This is a genomic window from Streptomyces sp. NPDC059900, from assembly GCF_050270335.1.
GTDB lineage: Bacteria > Actinomycetota > Actinomycetes > Streptomycetales > Streptomycetaceae > Streptomyces.
Genome location: NZ_JBNNJZ010000148.1, coordinates 1 through 16,281, shown reverse-complemented (window position 1 = coordinate 16,281; position 16,281 = coordinate 1). Strand labels below are relative to the sequence as shown.

Annotated in this window: 13 protein-coding genes; 5 read left to right on the top strand and 8 right to left on the bottom strand. The window is 70.8% G+C overall.

The genetic code is table 11. The annotated features are described in order from the left end of the window. From ACQKIP_RS20655 to ACQKIP_RS20635, 5 genes are all read left to right on the top strand, one after another. A partial coding sequence (locus ACQKIP_RS20655; protein ID WP_427743708.1) for an FAD-binding protein occupies positions 1 to 1,185 on the top strand: 1,185 nt, incomplete at its 5' end. Continuing rightward, the gene (locus ACQKIP_RS20650; protein ID WP_365861830.1) at positions 1,182 to 2,000 is read left to right on the top strand and encodes a succinate dehydrogenase/fumarate reductase iron-sulfur subunit; all 819 of its coding nucleotides are present in this window, start codon (positions 1,182 to 1,184) and stop codon (positions 1,998 to 2,000) included. The genes ACQKIP_RS20655 and ACQKIP_RS20650, both read left to right, overlap by 4 nt. A 154-nt stretch (positions 2,001 to 2,154) precedes the next feature. Beyond that, a complete protein-coding gene (locus tag ACQKIP_RS20645) occupies positions 2,155 to 3,435 on the top strand; it encodes a hydrolase (protein WP_365861828.1) in 1,281 nt (426 codons plus the stop codon). 95 nt (positions 3,436 to 3,530) lie between these two features. Next, complete coding sequence (locus tag ACQKIP_RS20640) at positions 3,531 to 5,618, top strand: TPM domain-containing protein (protein WP_427743706.1); 2,088 nt, start codon at positions 3,531 to 3,533, stop codon at positions 5,616 to 5,618. A 57-nt stretch (positions 5,619 to 5,675) separates the two neighbouring features. Next, entirely contained in the window at positions 5,676 to 6,389 is a 714-nt protein-coding gene (locus ACQKIP_RS20635; protein WP_365861826.1) for a PspA/IM30 family protein, read from the top strand. 92 nt (positions 6,390 to 6,481) lie between these two features. Here ACQKIP_RS20635 and ACQKIP_RS20630 read toward each other — a convergent pair whose 3' ends face one another. The 8 genes from ACQKIP_RS20630 to ACQKIP_RS20595 all read right to left on the bottom strand — a co-directional run. Then, positions 6,482 to 9,136, bottom strand: coding sequence for a SpoIIE family protein phosphatase (locus ACQKIP_RS20630; protein ID WP_365861824.1), 2,655 nt, complete (start codon positions 9,134 to 9,136; stop codon positions 6,482 to 6,484). A gap of 166 nt (positions 9,137 to 9,302) precedes the next feature. Further along, the gene (locus tag ACQKIP_RS20625; protein ID WP_365861822.1) at positions 9,303 to 9,719 is read right to left on the bottom strand and encodes an ATP-binding protein; all 417 of its coding nucleotides are present in this window, start codon (positions 9,717 to 9,719) and stop codon (positions 9,303 to 9,305) included. Positions 9,720 to 9,936: 217 nt separating this feature from the next. After that, on the bottom strand, positions 9,937 to 10,323 hold the full coding sequence (locus ACQKIP_RS20620; protein WP_365861820.1) for a (deoxy)nucleoside triphosphate pyrophosphohydrolase: 387 nt from the start codon (positions 10,321 to 10,323) through the stop codon (positions 9,937 to 9,939). A 44-nt stretch (positions 10,324 to 10,367) separates the two neighbouring features. Then, positions 10,368 to 10,553, bottom strand: coding sequence for an SPOR domain-containing protein (locus ACQKIP_RS20615; RefSeq protein ID WP_365861818.1), 186 nt, complete (start codon positions 10,551 to 10,553; stop codon positions 10,368 to 10,370). Positions 10,554 to 10,767: 214 nt separating this feature from the next. Then, positions 10,768 to 12,510 carry a purine-cytosine permease family protein gene (locus ACQKIP_RS20610; protein ID WP_365861816.1) on the bottom strand — a complete coding sequence of 581 codons (1,743 nt, stop codon included), beginning with the start codon at positions 12,508 to 12,510 and terminating at the stop codon, positions 10,768 to 10,770. Between the two features lie 179 nt (positions 12,511 to 12,689). After that, on the bottom strand, positions 12,690 to 13,442 hold the full coding sequence (locus tag ACQKIP_RS20605; protein ID WP_365861813.1) for a GntR family transcriptional regulator: 753 nt from the start codon (positions 13,440 to 13,442) through the stop codon (positions 12,690 to 12,692). A gap of 194 nt (positions 13,443 to 13,636) precedes the next feature. Continuing rightward, on the bottom strand, positions 13,637 to 14,902 hold the full coding sequence (locus ACQKIP_RS20600) for an alpha/beta hydrolase (RefSeq protein WP_365861811.1): 1,266 nt from the start codon (positions 14,900 to 14,902) through the stop codon (positions 13,637 to 13,639). An 80-nt stretch (positions 14,903 to 14,982) separates the two neighbouring features. Beyond that, positions 14,983 to 16,281: DUF4190 domain-containing protein (locus ACQKIP_RS20595; RefSeq protein WP_427743700.1), on the bottom strand; the 1,299-nt coding region annotated here is incomplete at its 5' end.

Here is a 16,281-nt window from a genome sequence, read left to right as displayed (position 1 = left end):
GTACTGGGTCGACCTGAACATCGGGTGGGCGGGGTACTGCGCAACTCCGAAGGCAAGCGGTTCATGTTCGACTACGTACCGGACGTCTTCAAGGAGAAGTACGCCCAGTCGGAGGACGAGGGCGACCGCTGGTACGAGGATCCGGACAACAACCGGCGCCCTCCGGAGCTCCTGCCGCGCGACGAGGTGGCGCGCGCGATCAACTCCGAGGTGAAGGCGGGCCGCGGCTCGCCGCACGGCGGGGTCTTCCTCGACGTGTCGACGCGCATGCCCGCCGAGGTCATCCGGCGCCGGCTGCCCTCCATGTACCACCAGTTCAAGGAACTGGCGGACGTCGACATCACCGCTGAGGCCATGGAGGTCGGACCGACCTGTCACTACGTGATGGGCGGTATCGCCGTCGAGTCGGACACGGCGGCCGCGCAGCGCGTGCCGGGGCTCTACGCGGCGGGCGAGGTCGCGGGCGGCATGCACGGCTCCAACCGGCTCGGCGGCAACTCGCTGTCGGACCTGCTGGTCTTCGGGCGGCGTGCGGGGTTGCACGCGGCGCAGTACGCGGCGGGGTTCGCTTCCGGAGCCGAGTCTTCCGAAGCCGGGTCTTCCGGAGCCGAGGCGCGGCCCCTGGTGGACGACGTGCAGGTGGACACGGCGGCGGCCGAGGCGCTGCGGCCGTTCAGTGCGGAGGGCCCCGAGGACGGGGCGACGCCGGAGAATCCGTACACCCTCCACCAGGAACTCCAGCAGACGATGAACGACCTGGTCGGCATCATCCGCCGTGAGGGCGAGATGGAGCAGGCCCTGGAGAAGCTGGCGGAGCTGCGGGTGCGGGCCAGGCGGGCCGGTGTCGAGGGGCACCGCCAGTTCAACCCCGGCTGGCACCTCGCGCTGGACCTGCGCAACATGCTCCTGGTCAGCGAGTGCGTGGCGCGGGCGGCCCTGGAGCGCACGGAGAGCCGGGGCGGACACACCCGCGAGGACCATCCGGGGATGAACCGCGACTGGCGCCGCGTGAATCTGCTGTGCCAGCTCACGGACCCGTCGGGCGGCCTCGCGGCCACGGACCCCGTGCGCGGCCAGATCGATCTGGTGCGGGTCACCACCGAGCCCATCCGTCCCGACCTGCTTGCTCTCTTCGAGAAGGAAGAGCTGGTCAAGTACCTGGCCGAAGAGGAGCTTTACGAGTGAGTACCGCTACGCCGAGTTCTCCCGGTTCTCCGGGTGCTTCCAGTACGTCGTACGACGCGCGGTTCCGGGTCTGGCGCGGGGACGTCGGAGGCGGCGATCTGGAGGACTTCAAGGTCGAGGTCAACGAAGGCGAGGTCGTCCTCGACATCATCCACCGCCTTCAGGCGACCCAGGCCCCCGATCTGGCGGTGCGCTGGAACTGCAAGGCGGGCAAGTGCGGTTCGTGCTCGGCGGAGATCAACGGCCGCCCCCGGCTGATGTGCATGACGCGGATGTCGGTGTTCGAACGCGAGGACGTCATCACGGTGACACCGCTGCGCGCCTTCCCCGTGGTGCGGGACCTGGTGACGGACGTCGGCTTCAACTACACGAAGGCCAGGGAAGTACCGGCCTTCGTGCCGCCGGCGGACCTCGGCCCCGGCGAGTACCGCATGCAGCAGACGGACGTGGACCGCTCGCAGGAGTTCCGCAAGTGCATCGAGTGCTTCCTGTGCCAGGACACGTGCCATGTGGTGCGCGACCACGAGGAGAACAAACCCGCCTTCGCGGGTCCGCGCTTCCTGATGCGGGTCGCCGAGCTCGACATGCACCCGCTGGACGCGGCGGCGGAGAGCGGCCTCGACCGGAAGAAGACCGCCCAGGACGAGCACGGGCTCGGCTACTGCAACATCACGAAGTGCTGTACGGAGGTGTGCCCGGAGGGCATCAAGATCACGGACAACGCGCTGATTCCCCTGAAGGAACGGGCGGTTGACCGGAAGTACGATCCGCTGGTCTGGCTCGGGAACAAGATCCGGCGGCGGGGAGAGCAGTAGCGTCGCGCCGCTTGAGGGTCGGGGGTGATCCCCGCCGTTTGCGGGCCCGGGGGGGGTAATCCCCGCCGTTCTTGGGCCCCGGGGTAATCCCCCGGGCCCAAGACTCAAGATTTCCCCCATGGTCACGGGGGCGGGGCGAGATCAGCATTGAGTCATGAAATCTTCCTCGGATGTGACGCGTTCGGCTTTGCCGCGGGCCCCTCGTTCGGCTCTGACCCGGCGCTCGGTGCTCGGCCTCGCGGCGGCCGGCCTGACGGCGACGATGCTGGCTGCCCCGGCCCCCGCGCAGGCGGAACCCATGGGCGTCGCGGCGAAGCTCCCCGCGCCCACGGGACCGCACCGGATCGGCACGGTGTCGACGCGCCTGGTCGACACCTCGCGGCGCGACCCGTGGGTGAAGTCCGTGCCGTATCGAGAGCTGATGATCAGCGTCTGGTATCCGGCGGCGGGAGGGCCGGGCGGCGCGTCCGCCGCGAGCGCCCACCGCCTCGCTGCGTACATGGCGCCGGGCGCGGCGGACCGCTGGAACGCCATGTCGCCGCACGGCATCCCCGAGGACGCGATCGACTTCGCGGGCATACGCACGCATGCGCGGGAGGGCGCCCCCGCCGACACGAGCGGGGGCCGGCGACCGGTCCTGCTTTACGCGTCGGGAGCCAACGATCCGCGTACGTGGGGTACCTCGGCCGTCGAGGAGCTGGCGAGCCACGGCTATGTGGTGGTCACGATCGACCACACCTATGAGTCTCCGGGGGTGCAGTTCCCCGACGGCTCGGTCAAGGACGACGCCCCGCTCCGCAAGGCTTTGGAAGCGACCCGGCCGAGCGAGATGCCGGCGCTGCTCAAGAAGGTCCTCGACGTCCGGGTGGCCGACTCGAAGTTCGTCCTCGACCGCCTCGGCTCGCTGCCGAACGGCCTCTCCAAGGTCGTGGACCAGCGGCGGGTGGGGATGTTCGGCCAGTCGGCGGGCGGCATAGCGGCCGCCGAGACGATGTACGAGGACGGCAGGGTCAAGGCAGGCCTGAACATGGACGGCACCCTGGAGAACAACCCCGAGCCGAACGGCACGAACCTCACGCCTGTGGCCCGCCATGGCCTGACCCGCCCGTTCCTCCTCATGGGCAGCGAGGGCAACGACCGTACGACGGAGCCGTCGTGGCGCGCGTTCTGGTCCCACTCGACCGGCTGGAAGCGGAATCTGACCCTGCGCGGCTCGAAGCACCAGACGTACACGGACCTCGCCGCGCTGCTCCCGCAGGCCGGGGTGGACCGCAAGGTCATCGAAGAGAACATAGGCACGGTCGGGCCGGACCGTGCGGTGGCCGCGGAGCGGGCCTACGTGACCTCGTTCTTCGACCGCTGGCTCCGGGACCGGGACGACCACCTGCTGGACGGCCCTTCGGGAAAGTATCCGGAGGTGGAGTTCGCGGGGTGAGCCACAGGTGAGCCGCACCGGACTCCGGCCCCGCGTTCCCAGGCCGCCGGGTCGCCGGGTCGCGCACCCCACAAGACGGCCATACGCTCCCAAATGTGACGCCGCCCCCGTATCTGGCCGTGCGGGCGACAGCGGCAGCCACCGCACTGCTCACGTGGTGCCTGCTGCTCCTGTCCGCCCCCGCAGCACTCGCCGCCCCGGCCGACGACCCGGTCACGCTCTCCCGCGACGGTCAGATCACCGACAGGGTGGGAGCACTCGGTGACCGCAAGAACGCCACGGAGCGGGCGCTCGACCAGCTCTACGAGGACGGCGGCCTCCAGCTCTTCGTCGTCTACGTAAGGGACTTCTCCGGGCGCAGTGCACAGGAGTGGGCGGATGCCACCGCCGAGCGCAACGGACTCGGCCTCGACGACGCGCTGCTCGCCGTCGCCACGCACGACCGGCAGTACGCCTACTCCGTAGACGTCGATTCCCGGCTGAGCGAGGGCCAGCTCCAGGACGTCGCGACCACCGCGATCAAACCCGCCCTGCGGCAGAACGACTGGGCCGGCGCAGCCATCGGCGCGGCGAACGGCTATCGCGCGGTCCTCTCCGGGCGGCCCGTCCCCACCCCGACGCCCACGCCGGGTGACCCCGATCCGGGCGGCGGCAGCGGTAGCGGCGGTGACGACCCGGCCGCCGGCGACCTGGTCCTGCCGGTCGTGGTGGTCGGCGGCGCGGGTGCTCTCGCCGCTGTCGCGTACGGCCGCCGCAAGCGGCGCACCCATACGCGTACGACACCCGGGGGCGGTGGCTGGGGCAAGGGGACCGCGGGCGGACGGGCGACCCCGCTCCCGGAGCTGGACAAGCAGAGCAAGCAGCTCCTGGTGGAGACCGACGACGCGGTGCGCACCAGCGCGGAGGAACTCGGCTTCGCCACGGCCCAGTTCGGCGACGAGGCGGTACGGCCGTTCACGGATGCCCTCGCGTACGCGCGCTCCGAGCTGACCAAGAGCTTCAAGCTGCGCCAGCAGCTCGACGACGCCTATCCGGAGGACGACGCGACCCGGCGCACCATGCTGGAGGAGATCGTCGCGCGCTGCACCGATGCGGGCAGGCGCCTGGACGCGGAAGCCGCCGGATTCGACCAGCTGCGCGCCCTCGAACGCGACGCAGCGCAGGCCCTGGAGCACGCGGAATCGGCGTTCGGGCAGGTCAGCGGGCGTACCAACGCCGCCGAGAGCACCCTCGGCACGATCCGGGAGCGGTATGCGCCCTCCGCCTGTGCGCATGTCGTGGGTCATGTGGAGCAGGCCAGGGACCGGCTCGCCTTCGCCACGACGCACCTCGACGAGGCCCGGAAGGCCGTCGGCGCGGGCGACAACGGCAAGGCGGCCGTCCATCTGCGGGCCGCCGAAGGCGCCGTGGACCAGGCGGGCACCTTCGTGGACGCCGTGGACCGCCTCGCCGACGAGCTGGCACTCGCGGCGGAGAAGCTGCCCGCCGCGCTCACCGAGACGGAGACCGACCTCGCCGAGGCACGCGGCCTCTTGAAGGGCACCACGGCGGGAGGCTCGACGGCTGACCTGCACGGCCGTATCGCCCGGGCGGAAGCGGTGGTCGACGAGGTACGCAAGAAGATGGCGGCGGGCCCGCACGACCCGATCGACGCCCTGCGCCGGGTCGAGGAGGCCGACACGGTCCTCGACGAGTCCCTCGCGGGCGCCCGCGAGGGCGAGGCAGGGCGGCAGCGCGCCGTCGCCCTCCTGGGCCAGGCCCTGCTCACCGCGCGCAGCGCCGTGGGGGCGGCGGCGGACTTCATCGGCACCCACCGGGGCGGGGTGGGCAGCGAGGCGAGGACCCGCCTCGCCGAGGCCCAGCGGCACCTGTCGGGCGCGGAGGCCGCCAAGGACGCCGACGCCACGGCGGCGCTCGCCCGGGCCCAGCAGGCGGACGCCCTGGCCCGGCAGGCGCAGCAGCTGGCCGAACGGGACGTACGCGGCTACGGCAACCCCTACGGAGGCGGCGGGCGCGGCGGCGGCATGGGCGGCGCGGTACTGGGCGGCATCATTCTCGGCGAGCTCTTCGGAGGCAGGGGCCGCGGACCGGGCGGCGGGGGCGGCGGTTTCGGCGGGGGCGGCCCCGGGAGCTTCGGCGGCGGGGGCACCCGGGGCCGGATGGGCGGGGGCGGGAGGTTCTGAACCACCGTTTCCCGGCTTTCCCGTACCCCCTGTCAACCCGCACAGAAGGAGACCGACATGGCTAAGCAGACGATCCTGGGACGCGTGGCCCAGCTCGCCAAGGCCAACATCAATGCCCTGCTCGATCAGGCCGAGGACCCGCAGAAGATGCTCGACCAGCTGGTCCGCGACTACACGAACAACATCCAGGAGGCCGAGGAGGCGGTCGCGACCACCATCGGCAATCTGCGGATGCTGGAACTGGACCACAAGGAGGACCAGGACGCGGCTGCCGGGTGGGGCACGAAGGCGGTCGCCGCCAGCAAGAAGGCGGACGAGCTGCGGTCCGCGGGGAGCGCCGCGGAGGCCGACCGGTTCGACGGCCTCGCCAAGGTCGCACTCCAGCGCCAGCTCCAGTCCGAGCGGGAGGCCAGGGACGCCGAGCCCACGATCGCCTCGCAGACCGAGGTGGTCGACAAGCTGAAGTCGGGGCTCGACCAGATGAAGATCAAGCTGAACCAGCTCACGTCGAAGCGCGATCAGCTGGTCGCCCGCGCCAGGACCGCGCAGGCGCAGAACCAGATGATGGACGCCGCCCGGAGCATCGATGTGCTCGATCCGGCCAGTGAGTTGGGCCGTTTCGAGGACAAGGTGCGCCGCGAGGAGGCCAGGGCGCTGGGCAAGCAGGAGCTGGCCGCCTCGTCCCTGGACGCGCAGTTCGAGCAGCTGGACAGCATGGGCGACGAGGCGGAGGTCGCGGCCCGCCTCGCCGCCCTGAAGGCCACGACGTAGCAGGGCCGGTCCGACGCGACGAAGCCGGCCGCAGCAGCCCTCAGAACAGGACGGCCGCAGCAGCCCTCAGAACAGGACGGCCGGAGCAGCCCTCAGAACAGGCTGAGCAGCGCCTCCGCCGCGTCCATCGGCTCCACGCCGCTGTCCGGCAGCGGCATCTCGAACCACACCGTCTTGCCGCGCGGCGTCCTGCGCGAGCCCCAGGCGGCGCTCAGCAGTCCGACGAGCTGGAGCCCGCGGCCGCCCTCGTCCGTGTCGCGTGCCCGGCGGCGGCGCGGCTGGACGAGGCCCCCGTCCCACACCTCGCACACCAGGGTGCGATCGAGCAGGAGCCGCAGTCGGATGTCGCCCTCGCCGTATCGCAGGGCATTGGTGACCAGCTCGCTGACCAGCAGTTCGGTCGTATCGCAGAGCGGTTCCAGGTCCCAGCCGCGCAACTGCTCGCAGGCCAGTTCGCGCGCCCGCCCCACCGACTTCGGGTCGCGCGACAGCGTCCAGTCGCCGACGTTCTCGGCGGGCAGCCCCTGGATGCGGGCCATGAGCAGCGCGATGTCGTCCTCTCCGTGGTGGGTGTCGAGGGTGTTCAGTACGTGATCGCAGACGTCCTCAAGGGCGGGCGCGGGGTCGTCGAGGGCGCGTACGAAGGCATTCAGGCCCTCGTCGAGGGGATGGTCGCGGGACTCGACGAGACCGTCCGTATAGAGCGCGAGCAGGCCGCCGTCGGGCAGTTCGACCTCGACCTCCTCGAAGGGCTCACCGCCGACTCCAAGCGGCATGCCGGGCGGCACGTCCAGCATCAGCGGTGCCTCGCCGGGCTCGACGAGCACCGGCGGCAGGTGGCCTGCGTTGGCGAACGTGCAGCGGCGCGTGACGGCGTCGTAGACCGCGTAGACGCAGGTGGCGAGGTAGACCTCGGAAAGGTCCGTCTCGCTCGCGGAACGCGTCTGCCGGGCCGCTCGCGTGGCCTGCTGGGTGCCCGAGGGGTCGCCGAGGCCGCGGGCGATCTCGTCGAGGGCGGAGAGGACCTCGGCGGGCTCCAGGTCCAGGAGCGCCAGGGTGCGCACGGCGGTGCGCAGCTCTCCCATGGCGACGGCCGCGCGCAGGCCGCGCCCCATGACGTCGCCGACGACCAGGGCGGTGCGGTGGCCGGGCAGTTCGATGACGTCGAACCAGTCGCCGCCGACCTCGGTGGCCGCGTTGCCGGGGAGATAGCGGCAGGCGATGTCCAGGCCGGACGCCTCGGGGTCGTCGGGCGGCAGCAGGGAGCGCTGGAGGATCAGGGCGCGTTCGTGTTCGCGGCGGTAGAGGCGGGCGTTGTCGATACAGACCGCGGCGCGTGCGGCGAGTTCGACGGCGAGGGCACGGTCGCGCTCCCCGAAGGGCTCGCTTCCCTTCGTGCGGGAGAACTGGGCGAGGCCGACGACCGTGTCGTGGGCGACCATCGGCACGGCGAGCGTCGACTGGATGAGCCCGCCGGTGAGCCTGCTCGCGGACCCGTCGTCGGCCGCGGAGACGATCCGGGGGCGTGCGGCGCGCAGGGCGTCGGCGCAGGGCGAGGTGAAGGGGAAGCGGTGCACGGCGCCGACGTCTATGGGCTGGCCGCCGTCCGGGAACGGCGCGTCCGCGACGGCGCTCGCGAAGGCGACGCGGCGCAGTTCGGCGCTGCCGTCGGCCAGGCCCGGAGGGGTCTCGTCGCCGTCGAGGAGCCCTTGGTAGAGGTCCACGGACGCGAGATCGCAGAAGCCGGGTACGGCGACGTCGAGCAGTTCGCGCGCGGTCGTCTCCAGGTCGAGGGAGTTGCCGATGCGGGCGCCCGCTTCGTTGAGCAGGGCGAGGTTGCGGCGGGCGTGGGCGGCCTCGCGGGCGGCGGCGTGCCGCCGGGTGACGTCGGTGCCGAGTCCCGCGATGCCGATGGGGCGGCCGGAACCGCTGTGCACGCGGTAGAGGTTGATCGACCAGTGGCGGCGTTCGTTGCTGCCGGGGGCGGGGCCGACTATCTGCATGTCCGTGACGGAGTCGCCGGTGTCCAGGACGCGCTTGAGGGCGGCGGCCATGCGGTCGGCCTCGTGCCGGGGCAGATAGTCGTGGACGGTGCGGCCGCGGTGTTCGTCGACGCCGCCCCCGAAGACGGCGGCGAAGCGGCGGTTGGCCCGCTGCACCTTCAGATCCGTGCCGAACAGCAGGAAGCCGAAGGGAGATTGGCCGAAAATGGCCTGCGACGCGGCGAGGTCGGTCTCGATCTGCCGGAGCGCCCGTACGTCGACGACGATGCAGACGGCGGCCCGTTCACCGGCCTCCGTCTCGGTCGGCATCACATAGACCTCGGCGATGCCTTCGGTGCCCTTGAAGGACCCCTCCGCCCCCTCGACCTCCCGGGGCCCCGCCGGGCCCGCGCCGGGCTCATCGGACCGCTCCGGCGCCCGGAACGGAACGGACCCGGTCCACTCCCTGCCGTCCAGGATCTCCGCCATCTTGCGGTGCCCGCTGCTGCGCAGCTCGGGCGCGACGAAGGCCTCGATGGGGTCCCTGCCCACGGCGTCGTCCGCGGACACTCCGAACAGCCGCTCGGCCCGCAGGCTCCACTGGTCGATGAGACCGTCGGGGCCGATCGAGAACGAGGCCACTCTGATGTAGTCATAGATCGAACCGGGTGGACTGCTCTGCCACATCACGTCATCCGCAGCTTCGCCCCTAGCGTCACCCGACGGCCCGTCCTGCTCCGTCGCCTTCGCTGGTATCTCGCTCACGCGAACCGTCCCCTCCAGCTCACCACGTCCGGCACCGGTCACCGGATGCAGCTGCCCGCAGTATCCAGCACTACGGAGCCACGCCACACGGCGTTCACGATCACAGCACGGACTCAACCCTTTTTGGCCCGTGACTGTCTTGTGTCCGTCCTACGCTGCCAGTCTTCTAACCCGGCAGCACCAGCTCGAACCACACCGTCTTCCCCGTCTTCCCCGCAGTGCCCTGTCGTGTCCCCCAGCGCCGCGATGCCCGGGCCACCAGCTGGATACCCCTGCCCCCCTCGTCATCAGGGGCGGCATCGCGCTCCAGGGGCGGGTCGGGCAGCGGATCGGAGACCTCTACGAGGAGGATGCCCGAAGGCCCGGCCGGGCGTACGAGTCGTACACCGATCGGGCCCGAAGCGTGCCGCAGGGAGTTGGTCACCAGCTCGCTCACGAGGAGGACGGTGACGTCGCCGAGGGCTGCGAGGCCCCAGGCGCCGAGCTGCTTGCGGACGACGGCACGCGCCGTGCGCACGGCGCCCGGATCCGCGGGAAAATCCCACTCGGCGCAGTCGCCTTCGGTGTCGATCACGCCGATCACATCCAGACCAGCAGCAGCGGACCCTTGTCCGGTTTCACGGGGTTAATGGGCACATACCCGGTATCCTGCCGGAATTACCGCTTACCAAGGCGCACTGTGGCACGAACGGCGTAGGTGAGGCTCAAGCGCCGGGAGACATGACCTCGCACGCTCCCCCACACGAGGGGCCCGGAGCCCGCGCAGGGCCCGTACACCCGCACAGGGCCCGTACAGAGGGCTAGCGGCACTCGATCGCGGCCGCCACCGCGGGGACGTCCGCGTCGAGCCACTCCACCGACCAGATGTCTTCGGGCGAGAGCCAGCGCAGTTCGTCGTGGTCCTGGAGGGGCTCGGGGACTCCCGAGCGGAGCTTCGCCGTCCACACCCACAGGACGTATCCCGGTTTGAGCGGCCACTGTCCCGGCACTCTCGCGACCGGTTCGGCGTCGACGCCCAGTTCTTCGCGCAGCTCCCGGACCAGGGCTTCCTGCGGACGCTCGCCGGGCTCGACCTTTCCGCCGGGCAGTTCCCAGCGGCCCGCGAGCTCGGGGGGTGCGCTGCGCCGCGCGGCCAGCAGGCGTCCGTCGTCGTACAGGGCGGCGCCCACCACGATCCGTTCCGTCATGCGCCGGAGCCTAGGGGGTCGGCGCGTGCGGTCGGCACGTGCGGTCAGCGCGCGGTGCTGTTCTCGCTCAGCTTCTCGACCCAGTAGAGCTGCTTGTGCCCGTTCTCGTCGAGGCTGTTCGCGATCTTCTCGGCCTCGGCCTTCGTCGCGTACCTGCCCACCCTGTAGCGGTTGCCGTTGTCGTCCTGACGTATCACGAGCCAGGGGAGTACGGCCGTCCCGTCATTCATCGCGTCCCTCCGCTCGCCGCTCCCGGCGCGCGCCACGCCTCGATCAGTAAGGAAACCGCATTCCGCATATGCCCGAGCCTACGCCCGACCTTTACGCAGCGGATACGACTTTGCACAAAGAGGTACGCAATGAGCCAACGCCGAGGGGGCGCACCCTGATGAGTGCGCCCCCTCGGACACCGGCCGGCACCGACCGGACACCGCCGCTGCCGTGTCAGTCCGCGCGCACCACCGGCGCAGCGGGCCCGGGGGGCGCAGAGGGCGCAGAGAGCGCGGCAGGCACGGACGGCACCGGCATCAGCACCGGCACGGACGACGTACGGCACACGTCCTTGCACTCCGCGTCCAGCGAGCAGCACAGGGAGCAGATCGGCCCTGACTGGACCGGGCAGTCGGCGATGTCCGGGAGTTCGTACGCCGTCTCGCAGACGCTGCACGCGTGCGTGGCCGTCACGTCGGGGACCTCGACGTGCGGGCCGTTCACCGGGTTCGGGCGCGCCAGGTAGTACTTGCCCTTCGTCGCCCACGCGATCAACGGGCACAGGACGACGGCGAGTCCGGCCGCGATGAACGTCGAGAAGGCTTCCGCGTACTCCCCGAAGAGGCCGAAGAAGGCCAGGATCGACACCACGGAGGCGATCACCATCGAGCCGAAGCCCGCCGGGTTCACCGCGTACAGGTAGGCCCTCTTGAACTCGATGTACGGCGGGCTCCAGCCCATCCTCTTGTTGATGACCAGGTCGGCGGCGACCGCCACGATCCACGCGATGCCGACGTTCGAGTAGAAGCCGAGCAGCTTGTTGAGGGCCGCGAACATGTTCATCTCCATCAGCGTCAGCGCGATGGCGAGGTTCAGGAAGATGTACCAGACCCGGCCCGGGTGCCTGTGCGTGATGCGGGAGAAGAAGTTCGACCAGGACAGCGAGCCGCTGTAGGCGTTGGTCACGTTGATCTTGATCTGCGAGACGATCACGAAGAGCGCCGCCGCGGGCAGCGCGAAGGAGCCGAGCCAGGGCTTGAGGGCCTCGATCTGCGGGGCGATCGGCTCCAGGGCGTGCGTCTTGCCGACGGCTTCGAGGGCCACGAACGCGAGGAGCGCGCCGCCCAGTTGCTTGGCGGCGCCGATGATCACCCAGCCGGGTCCCGCCGCGAGAACGGCCAGATTCCAGCGCCTTTTGTTCTGTTCCGTCCTGGCCGGCATGAAGCGCAGATAGTCGGCCTGCTCGCCGATCTGGGCGATGAGCGAGAGCGCGACGCCCGTGCCGAGCCCGAAGGCGACCCACGAGAAGCCGCTTCCCGCACCCTCGGTCCCTCCGAAGGACGCGAAGGCCCCCCAGGCGTCCGGCGCTTCGAAGGCGAGCACCACGAAGGGCAGCACCATCCCGATGAGCCAGATCGGCTGCGTCCAGGCCTGCACCTTGGCCAGGGCGCCCATGCCCCGGAAGACGATCGGGATCACGATGAGGGTCGTGACCAGATAGCCGATCTCCACCGGGAGCCCGACGGCCTGGTGCATGGCCTGGGCCATGATCGAGCCTTCGAGCGCGAAGAAGATGAACGTGAAGGAGGCGTAGATCAGCGACGTCAGCGTCGAGCCGAAGTAGCCGAAGCCCGCGCCCCGCGTCACCAGGTCCATGTCGAGGCCGTACTTGGCGCAGGCCCGCGCGATCGGGATGCCGGTGACGAAGATGATCGTCGCGGCGCACAGGATCGAGGCGAGTCCGCTGGTGAAGCCGTACGTGAAGACGATGGACGCGCCGATCGCGAAGTCCGCGAGGTAGGCGATGCCGCCGAGCGCGGTCGACGCCACCATCGTCGGCGACCAGCGCCGGAAGGAGTGCGGCGCGTACCGCAGCGAGTAGTCCTCGCGGCTCTCGTCGGCCGCCATCTTCGCGTAACTGCGCTTGGGCTGCGGGCCTGCGGCGGCGCTGGTGTCGCGGGTGGCCGTATCCGTCATGTGGGTTCCTGTCGTCCGACCGGATTGCGGGTACGGGCGACGAAGTTAGGAGCCGTACATGACAAGTTGCCGCAGGGCGCGATTGCTCCGGCGTTACGGAAGCACGGCCGGCGTTAACTCGCGATCACGGCGGGCGGACGGGCCCGTCCGGATTCCGGGCGTACGCCGGAGCGCCCCGGTCATCTCACCGGCAGGTGGTATGCGATCCGGTACCGGTCGGCGGGCACCACGACGTCGGCCGTCTCGACCGGCTTTCCCGACGCGAAGTACGTGCGCTGCACGACGATCACCACATGTCCGGGGACCCCGCCGAGCGACATGAGCTCCTCCGCAAGCCCCGGCCGCGCGCCGACCTCCTCCGCGACGTTGTCCACGACGACGTCGATGGCCGCCATGCGCTCGACCACTCCGCAGCCGCCGAGCGGCCCCTCCTCGGGGAGCATCACCGGGGTGCGCCCCGTGACGGCGAGAGGCTCCCAGGACGTGGAGAGCATCATCACCTCGCCCGCGTCGCGGTAGACGTACTTCGTGCACATCACGCGGTCACCCGTGCGGATGCCGAGCCGCTCGGCGATCATGCCGTTCGCCTCCGCCTGTTCGCTGCGGGACTCCCAGGTGCCGCGCGCGCCGTCCTCCGCCTGCTCCTGACGGAAGGGCGTGGAGCCTCCGGAGGCCCGGTAGCCCGTGCGTGCCACGCGGCGGGGCACCGGTCGCTCGCGCACATAGGTGCCGGACCCGGAACGCCCTTCGACCAGGCCTTCGGCCATCAGGACTTTGCGCGCCTCCAGGGCGACCGTGTCCGAAACTCCGTACTCCTCGCGGATTCTGGCCTGCGAGGGGAGTCGGGTGTGCGGGGGCAGCGAACCGTCGACGATCTTCTTGCGGAGATCACCCGCGACGCGCAGATACGCCGGCTGCTCACCGAAAGTCACTGGCCACTCCCATCAGGTTGACAGACAGCAACAGCCTGGCAACCGTCGGTTGTTGGCCGCAAGCCAAGGCCAAGGAATCACCCGAAGTGATGATTTCTGCCCGTGCAGGGCTTTACGCAGGAGCTTTCCGCAGCTATGGCGATCACACCCGCGCGGCGGCCCGAGCAGCCCCGGGCGGCGCCGAGTTGCGATGATCAGATACTCGTACCACGGATGTCGAGGAACCGGGAGATCGCCGCCCGCGCGATCTGACTTCCCCAACCACCCCAGTTCACGTCGAAGCAGTGGTCGGCCCACGGGAGTTCGACGTACGTCGCGGGCGCCCCCGCCGCGTCGAGGCGCCGCGCCAGTTCCCGCGCCTGCGCCACCGGCACCGCCCGGTCCGCGCTGCCGTGCAGCAGGAGCGTGGGCGGAACGTCCGTCCGTACGAGCTTCGCGGGCGATCCCAGCAGGTAGCGGGCGGGGACGGCCTTCGCCGAACCGCCCATCAGACGCGGGATCATGGGGTCCCCGCGCAGCGCGGTCCCCGCGATGAGGCGCCCCATGTCGGTCGGCCCGTAGAGGGAGATCACCCCGGCGACCGAACTGTCACGCACCGCACAGGACGCCGGGACCCGGTCATCACCCTCCGTATAGGCGGCCGAGAGCGCGAGATTGCCGCCCGCCGAACTGCCCGCGAGGACAAGGCGGTCGGGATCGATGCCGTACACGCGCGCGTGCCGCCGCACCCAGCCCACGGCGCACTTCACGTCGCCGATCTGGTCGAGCTGGGTCACGCGGGGCGCGAGCCGGTAGTCGATGTCGAAGACCGACCAGCCGCGCGCGTTGAACCAGCGGTTCCACGCGGGGCTCTGACTCCGGTGCCCCTTGTTCCAGCCCCCGCCGTGCACCCAGACCACCGCGGGGTGCCGCACCCCGTCCCGCTTCGGCAGGGTCCAGAGGTCCAGCTTTCCGCGCCGCTCGCCGATCCGGGCATAGCGGCGCGTGCGCTCGCCGTCGGGGGCCTTGGCGTAGTTGATGCCCTTGAAGTAGGAGGCGGGGGCCAGGGGTTGTCCGTGCTCCTTTGCGGTGCGGTACGTGGCGGCGTACGGCATGACGCCGTACACGAGTGCGACGAACGCCGTGAGGACGGCGAGTCCGGCGCACCAGGGGTGGCGCCGCCCCGCGAGCGCGCCGGTCACCAGGCCGATGAGCGCGGGAGGCACGAGCACCAGACCCCAGGAGGTGACCGCCCCCGCGACGAGCACCAGGAGCGAAATGCGGGGCAGCGGGGACGCGACGAGGACGACGAGGGCGGCGTTCAGGAGGGCGACGAAGGCGAGGAGCCCGCGGGAGAGGTACGCGACGCACGAAGTCCCGGGCCGTTTCCTGCCGTTGCGGCTGCCCCTTCGGGGAGAGTCCGATGGCGCGGACCCCGGAGATCGCTGGGCCGCGATGGTCGGCGTCATGACGGTCGTCACGCCGAAGAACTATCACAGAAGCGGACAAAAAGCCCTTAAGGTGAGCGCCCCACGCCCTTCTTGGGACGGCCCACCACGCGTTACACCGCCACGCCCCCCTCGTGGCTCTCGCCCGCACCGCCGGGAGCCGCGTCGCGAGGTGAAGTGGTCGCGAGGCCCAGGGGTTTGCGGGCCGCGGCCTCGCGCTCGCCGCCGATGTGCCGGTCGGCCGGCATGCAGTACTCGCCGAAGCTGTCGGCGTCCTCTGCGGTCGACGCCTTCTTCCACAGCTTGCGGTTCTGCTCGATCGCGCCGACGAGAGCGGTGACATCGGCGTCCGCCTTCGCGGGCCAGTCGTGCGCGCGCAGCAGCCGCGCCTGCTCGGCGAGGCCCTTCTCCACCCGGCCCGCCCACTCCTTGTGGTCCGGCAGATCCTCCTCGAAGCTCTCCCCCGGCCCGGCCCCGTACGCGTCGTAAAGGGCCTTGTCCGCCTTCAGGTAGGCGAGCTGGTGGGCGTCGAGGTTCGTCGCGTCGCGGCGCAGCGAACCCTTCAGGGAGCGCTGCTCCCCGGCGTCGCCGAAGAGACACGTGACGTGCCGGTCTCCCTGGCGCCAGGTGTCCCTGTCGGGCACGAAGTAGTTGATGTCGGTGTCGCCCCAGTCGGTCCAGGTGTCGAGGACGTAGGAGAACTGGAGATCGACGCACTTCTTCTCGGCGAGGGACGTGAGCCCGGAGTCACCCGGGTAGCTCTCGCCGTTCACCCGGAACGAGGCGAAGACCTCCCCGTCGTGCCGCGAGGCGCAGGGCACCTCGTCGACCTCGAAGGCGTACCGCGCCCCTTCGAGATCGCTGCCGGGAACGTTGAAGCACTCCCCCTTGCCCACGGGAAACCCGGCGCTGCTCCGGGAGGCCGCGTCCCTGAAGCCCTCCATGAAGTCACGCGCGCCCCCGGTGGCGACGGCGAGCACGAGGAGCACGACGCCGACGACGGAGAGGATGCTCCCGGCGATCGCGAGGCCCTTGCCGCGCTCCCCCTTCTTCGAGATCTGCGCGAGCGCCACGAGACCGAGGACCAGGCCGACGGCGGGCAGGAAGCAGAGGATGCCGAGCACGAGCGAGGCGATCGCGAACCCGTTGACCGGGGGGCGCGAGTACGGGGAGTACGCACCGGGCCACCGCTGGTACGGCACCTGCCCGGGAGGCCCGTAGGGAGCCTGCCCGTAAGGGGCCTGCTGCCCGTAGGGAGCCTGCCCGTACGGCTGCTGCGGGTGGCCACCGGGTGCGGGCGGCGGGGGTATGTCCACGAGTACCGTGCTCCAGGTCCGTACGGGGCGGTCAATGCGGTCGACGCGGGAAACGCAGTCGATGCGGGAGCTTCGCATCGTATGCGGGGCACGTGC